Source organism: Dehalococcoidales bacterium (assembly GCA_030698765.1).
In the GTDB taxonomy this organism is placed as follows: Bacteria; Chloroflexota; Dehalococcoidia; order Dehalococcoidales; family UBA2162; genus JAUYMF01.
On sequence record JAUYMF010000130.1, the window covers coordinates 1 to 5,509 of the forward strand.

Sequence of the window (5,509 nt, forward strand, 5' to 3'; positions counted from 1 at the left end):
ATTCATAAGCTGGCCCCACCCAGACGCCATTCTCCTTAAATTCTTCCCAGGGTATGAAGTTTTCCGTCCGGTACCGGACAAAGCCCTGCGCATCATCGCCGATACGTGTGAAGGAGCGCGCCACCGGCCCTTCCAGGCTCCCGGCCAGATGGAAGATTATGTCCGTGACGCTCATGGTATCATGAAGGGGTTCCACCACGGGCTGCTTGAGCTTGGCTTCGGCGAAACCGGAACCCGGCGGCGAATGGTCATATCCCCACTGCTCCAGGAAAGTGGGTGACGGCAATATTATGTCAGCATATTCCGCCATCTCGCTGAAGAAAGGCGCAATATGGATATAATAAGGTACCTTAGTCAGAGCTTCATCCCAGCGCCGCGCTCCGGGAGCCGCCATGTTAAAATTGCTGTTAAAGCCGATAGCTACCTCTACCGGGTAAGGGTCATTTTCCAGTATCGAGTCGGCCACCTGGTTGGCGACTGCTTCCGCCGCCGGGAACAGGCTGGTCTTGCCCAGGTCAAGCCTGGGTCTAGCCTTACCTCCCCGGGCGATATCATCTTCGAATATTACCGGCATATCCCGATAGGCCGGGACTTCCTGGTATATCACCCCGCCGGGGACATCAATACTACCTACCAGGGCATTAAGACAGAATATAGCATAGCTGCTGTAAGACCCGTTAGGCCAACCGGCTGCTCCGCTGCCCGCCCAGGCAACCGCCGGACTGGTAACAGCGAATTCCCGGGCAATCTGCCGGATAGTATCAGCCTCAATACCGGTTATTGAGGCTACTTTCTCGGGGCTATAAGAACTCAACGCCAGTTCCTTATACTCATCAAAACCCAACGTCCAGTTTCTGATGAACTCGGAATCGTAAAGCCCTTCACTGATGATTACACTGGCTATCCCCATGGCCAGGGCGCCGTAAGTACCGGGGTTAACCGGCAGCCACTGGTCAGAACGGACCGCCGTAACTGAATAGCGCGGGTCAATCACCACCACCTTGGTCCGGTTGGGTTTCTCCCGTTTTATCTTGCCCCACATCCTCAAATTCCGCGCCAGCGGCTTTTCCGATTCGATAATACTGGCACCGAAGGCCAGCAGGTAGTTAGACTGACCGAAATCATAGCCGATATGGCTGCGGTTACCATCAGCCAGCCATCTGCCGGTAATCTCAGCCTCATTATCAAGGGTATCACCGGAAATGACATTGGGAGTACCGTAGGTTTGGGCAAAGCGCTGAATCATGTCTTCATCGCTGGTAGTATTCAATCCATGAAGCAGCAGCAACTGATGTGGCTGAGCTTCATCCCGGAGCGTTTTCAGGTGAGCAGTAATCTCGCTCAAAGCCTGGCTCCATGATATGGAAGACCAACCAGCGTCAATCCCGTTCCCTTTGGCCGGATTGGTCCTCTTCAACGGGCCGCTGACCCGGCTCGGGTCGTACAACACCTGCAGGGCAATATGCCCGCGGGGACAGATTTCTCCCTCGGAGAACCGGGAAAGAGGGTTACCGGCTACCTTTACCGCCTTACCATTTACTACCCGCACCTGAGTCGCACAGCGAACGGGACAGTTGAGGCAGGAAGTAGCCATCCATTTCTCGGTGATAACACCTTCTTCAATCGTTTCCGGCGCGGCGGCAGCCGGATTTAGCTGAGGATACTTGATAACACGGCTGGCGGCGAGAGCAGTCCCGGTAACGGCTGATACCTTCAGGAAATCCCGCCGACTGAGGCGACTGCTTTTTCTCTCTTTTGAACTGCTCATATCGCTTTTATGAAAAGTTACCCTTTCCAACCACCAAAAAGGCTCCGATGAGCTTCTTCAGCCAACCAGAGTCTCCTGCCATCCTTAACCTTGACTTCCGTGAAAGTTAATTTTTCCGGCACTCCATCAATTACTTAATGTTTACACCCCGCGGGTGGTTATTATCTTCCTTAGCCTCCTCAGGTTCCACTCCCGATGGTCTTCTTCGCTGTCTTTTGCGGCTTTTCCTCCTCAACCTCTTCCTCTTCATCTTCCCCGGCTTGCGCCTGACGGAACGAGCGCAACCCTTTGCCTATAGCGCCACCAATCTGCGGTAGCTTACCCACCCCGAAGACAATCAGAATAATGACCAGGATAAGCCCGATCTCCCATGGTCCTAAACGAAATGGCATAACTCCACCCCCTCACCCAAGATTAGCAATATCAAACCTATCTTTATATTACTACCTTCAGTAAGTTCCGTCAAGCCTGCCGGCATTTACTTTCCCCATAACTCCGGGATGGCATATTCCAGACCAAAGCTCCTCAAGGTATCCGGAAGGGGTTTACCGGTCTCTTTATCCCACCCCATAGACTGGTAATACCCGGCGCGCAGTTCGTTCCAGTGCGGCATGATGCTCCTGGACTGCGCCGGACCATCCACCGGTGTTGAGCCATACCTGGGCGAGGGAGCATCCATCTCGGCAGTATGCCCGTGCCTGATGTTGAAGGCCCGCAGCAGATTGACGATACGCTTCCCCACGGTCAGCGCTTCCGTAGCCGTCAGCCCCCAGCCGGTAGCGGCGTTGACCGCTTCAGCGAGTAGCTTGATATCAGTCCGGGTAGTAAAGCGGCACACCCCCAGACAGTCCTCGAACTGCACGGCGCCCTTGGCCTGCACATTCCACTTCAGGGTATCCTCCGGGGAATTATTGGGGCCTATTGACGGCTTGATGGTAAGCCCGGCATCGGCCGGACGCAACATGGAATAGCCTTCATCGGTGCTCATCTGGGAAACACAGGTATCGAAGAGCATCGGCCACCGGGTGCGATGGTCATGCCCGCGGGGGGTATTGCCCTTCATGGTATGAATGGCAAACTCGGTAGCCCCCCGGCCGATGCGCTGTGAAGCCCTCATCACACCCTCCGCCAGCACGTCACCAAAGCCCTGACGGTGGGCAATCTGACGGATGAGCTGATTAGCCGCCTCATAATTCCCCCATTTGATTTCAATCTGGTCAGTATCCTCTTTGGTTATCAACCCTTTCTCAAAACATTCCATCACCAGTCCGACCAGCCAGCCGGTCTCATTACAGTCCATACCCAGGCGGTCTACCTCGTTGGACAGATAGATTGCCGCCGTCGCATCGGTAACGCCGATGACCGGGCCGAAGGCAGCCAGTCCTTCATATTCCGGTTCTTCACCAACGTAACCCTTAAACGGCCCTTCCGTTATGGTAATCATGTGACAATGATGCATCCAGCAGCCCCAGCACGGGTTGGGCTTCGGTTCAAAGTGGCTGCGGATATAAGGCCCGCCGAACTTCTCCAGGTCTTTATCTTCGATATCGAAGATGGTGGTGGTGTAGTTCTTCACCGGCACAATGCCATCCCGGGCTTTAGTCCGCTCGGCAAGCATCTTCAGCGTCCCCCATCGGTAGATTCCCTCCCTGGCCGCCGGGTCATTGACGACATTATCACGGAACTGCCGAGCTATAGCGGAAAGTCCTTCCCTATCTTTCAAGGCAGGGCGCGCCTTCTGCCTGGTCACGGCGATGGCCTTCAGGTTCTTGGAACCCATCACCGCCCCCACTCCATTATGTGAGGCGGTATGTCCCTTATCAATAAATATGGAAGCAAACTTTACCAGATGCTCACCGGCAGGGCCGATGCTGGCCACGCTCATTTCCCGTTCACTCTGCCCGAACTCGCTCCGGATAAGGTCGCCGGTCTCCCAGGTATCCTTACCCAGCAGGTGGGAAGCATCCCTCAGTTCCGCCTTGCCGCCATGAATATAAAGGTAGAGCCACTGTTTAGCTCTACCCTGCAGGATGATCCCATCATAACCGGAGAAACGGAGAAAAGCACCGAAGAAGCCGTTGGTCTGGGTAGCCGAGGCTCCCTCGCTGAGAGCGCCCTTGGTCACCACTGAGAATGTACCCGAGCCTCCTACCGCTGTTCCCCCCAGCGGCCCGGAGAGCATAATCAAACGATTAGCCTCATCAGACCAGGACACCCCGGCGGGGACTTCATCATAAAGATACTTCGCCCCCAGTCCGGTACCGCCTACGTATTTCCTGACGGTTTCCTCGTCAAGTTCTACGTCGGTAACGCGCTCGCTGGTCAGGTCTACTCGTAACAGTTTGCCCGCATAACCATAAAGCTTAGCCATAGTACCCCACTCCTTTTCCTTATAATGCTACTGGCAAGATTATAATGCAGCTATATTGTAATCGGCGGGAAAGACCATGTCAAAACAGCAGCGGAGTTTCCCGCGAAAGTCCTCAGCAGGCGTGTAATAATGGACAAGAAAAAGGGTATTTACCCCATAATCGAAGGTAAGTATTAGCTTTGATTGAGATACCGGAACGATGACAACGCCGAATAATAGCCTTTCAAGTTGACGTCCATCCGCTTTCAGATATGCAACCTTGGCACTTTTGATACCTTTTTTTATGAGGAAATATATTGACTTTTCCTATATATGAGAGTATAATTCCCGTTGTTTATAGGTATATTTTACATTAATATACAGGATAAAATAATGAGTCATTTTACAGGTATAACTGATTACCTTTGCCTGATTCACCCGGAAAGGAGGTAGAATATGCGTAAAAAAATGCTGTGGGGTGGGGGGATCGTCAGACTAGCAAGTATCGGACTGAAAAAGGGCGCACTGGTAGGATTACTGGCATTAGGTTTTATTTTACTGACCTTTGTAGCCTGTACCGGCCCTGCGGGTCCCACCGGTCCAACCGGCCCCGCTGGCCCTACTGGTCCCACCGGCCCTGCCGGCCCCGCGGGAAGCGGCGCCACAGCAGTATCTCTTGACGCCGCAATTCATCCCGAGTCGTGTATCACCTGTCACGGTGAAGCTGGCCCTGACCATCAGGCAAGATATGACCTATTGTACCAGGACGAAGTCATCAAGATAACGGACATGGATTACTCGTTTTCCGGGGGCACAATCACGATAACGTTTAACATGACCAAAGCCGGTCAGCCTTTCGACGGAAGAGAAGCGGATTCTCTGGGTATATATTTTGCGCCCTATACCGGTACCAGCTTCGAGGGCAATCGACTGTCCCTGAAAGGGACGCTCACCTATGACGGCGCCGGTGGACTGACGAGCGCTCTCACCGGACAGACCGATATAAGCGGGACTGATGGCCTCATCGTCGTGTACGGCCGGGACGAGACCGTCGGCAGAATACCAGGCACCCGCGTTGACCAAAACCGATATCCGTTTGCAGCTATACTTGAAACAGGCAGCGGCGTTGACTACGCGTCTGCAGCAAATGTCGCGGGCTGCGAAAAATGCCACACAGTTCCCTACCTCAAGCACAGTTATATCTACGGCCAGGTAAATCATGATGCCGCAACAGATTTTTATACCTGTAAAGCCTGCCACCTTGACAACGGGGAAGGCGGTCACTTCGAATGGCAGCTCCTGGTTGATGACCCCGCAGCGGCTGCGGACTACCTGGTTCACCAGACTGAACTGTCGGCTGAACAGCTAGACAAGTATGCCTACAAGACTAG

Annotated in this window: 4 protein-coding genes; 1 reads left to right on the forward strand and 3 read right to left on the reverse strand. The window is 53.7% G+C overall.

Going from position 1 to position 5,509, the window contains the following annotated elements; translation table 11 throughout:
- The 3 genes from Q8Q07_06450 to Q8Q07_06460 form a co-directional block, all read right to left on the reverse strand.
- Nucleotides 1–1,768, reverse strand: a 1,768-nt coding sequence (locus tag Q8Q07_06450; protein MDP3879924.1) for a molybdopterin-dependent oxidoreductase, incomplete at its 3' end; no start/stop codon positions are given.
- A 179-nt stretch (nucleotides 1,769–1,947) separates the two neighbouring features.
- Nucleotides 1,948–2,160 carry a twin-arginine translocase TatA/TatE family subunit gene (gene tatA, locus Q8Q07_06455; GenBank protein MDP3879925.1) on the reverse strand — a complete coding sequence of 71 codons (213 nt, stop codon included), beginning with the start codon at nucleotides 2,158–2,160 and terminating at the stop codon, nucleotides 1,948–1,950.
- 86 nt (nucleotides 2,161–2,246) lie between these two features.
- On the reverse strand, nucleotides 2,247–4,139 hold the full coding sequence (locus tag Q8Q07_06460) for an aldehyde ferredoxin oxidoreductase C-terminal domain-containing protein (GenBank protein ID MDP3879926.1): 1,893 nt from the start codon (nucleotides 4,137–4,139) through the stop codon (nucleotides 2,247–2,249).
- Between the two features lie 435 nt (nucleotides 4,140–4,574).
- Between Q8Q07_06460 and Q8Q07_06465 the strand changes: the two genes are divergently transcribed.
- Nucleotides 4,575–5,509, forward strand: a 935-nt coding sequence (locus tag Q8Q07_06465) for a collagen-like protein (protein ID MDP3879927.1), incomplete at its 3' end; no start/stop codon positions are given.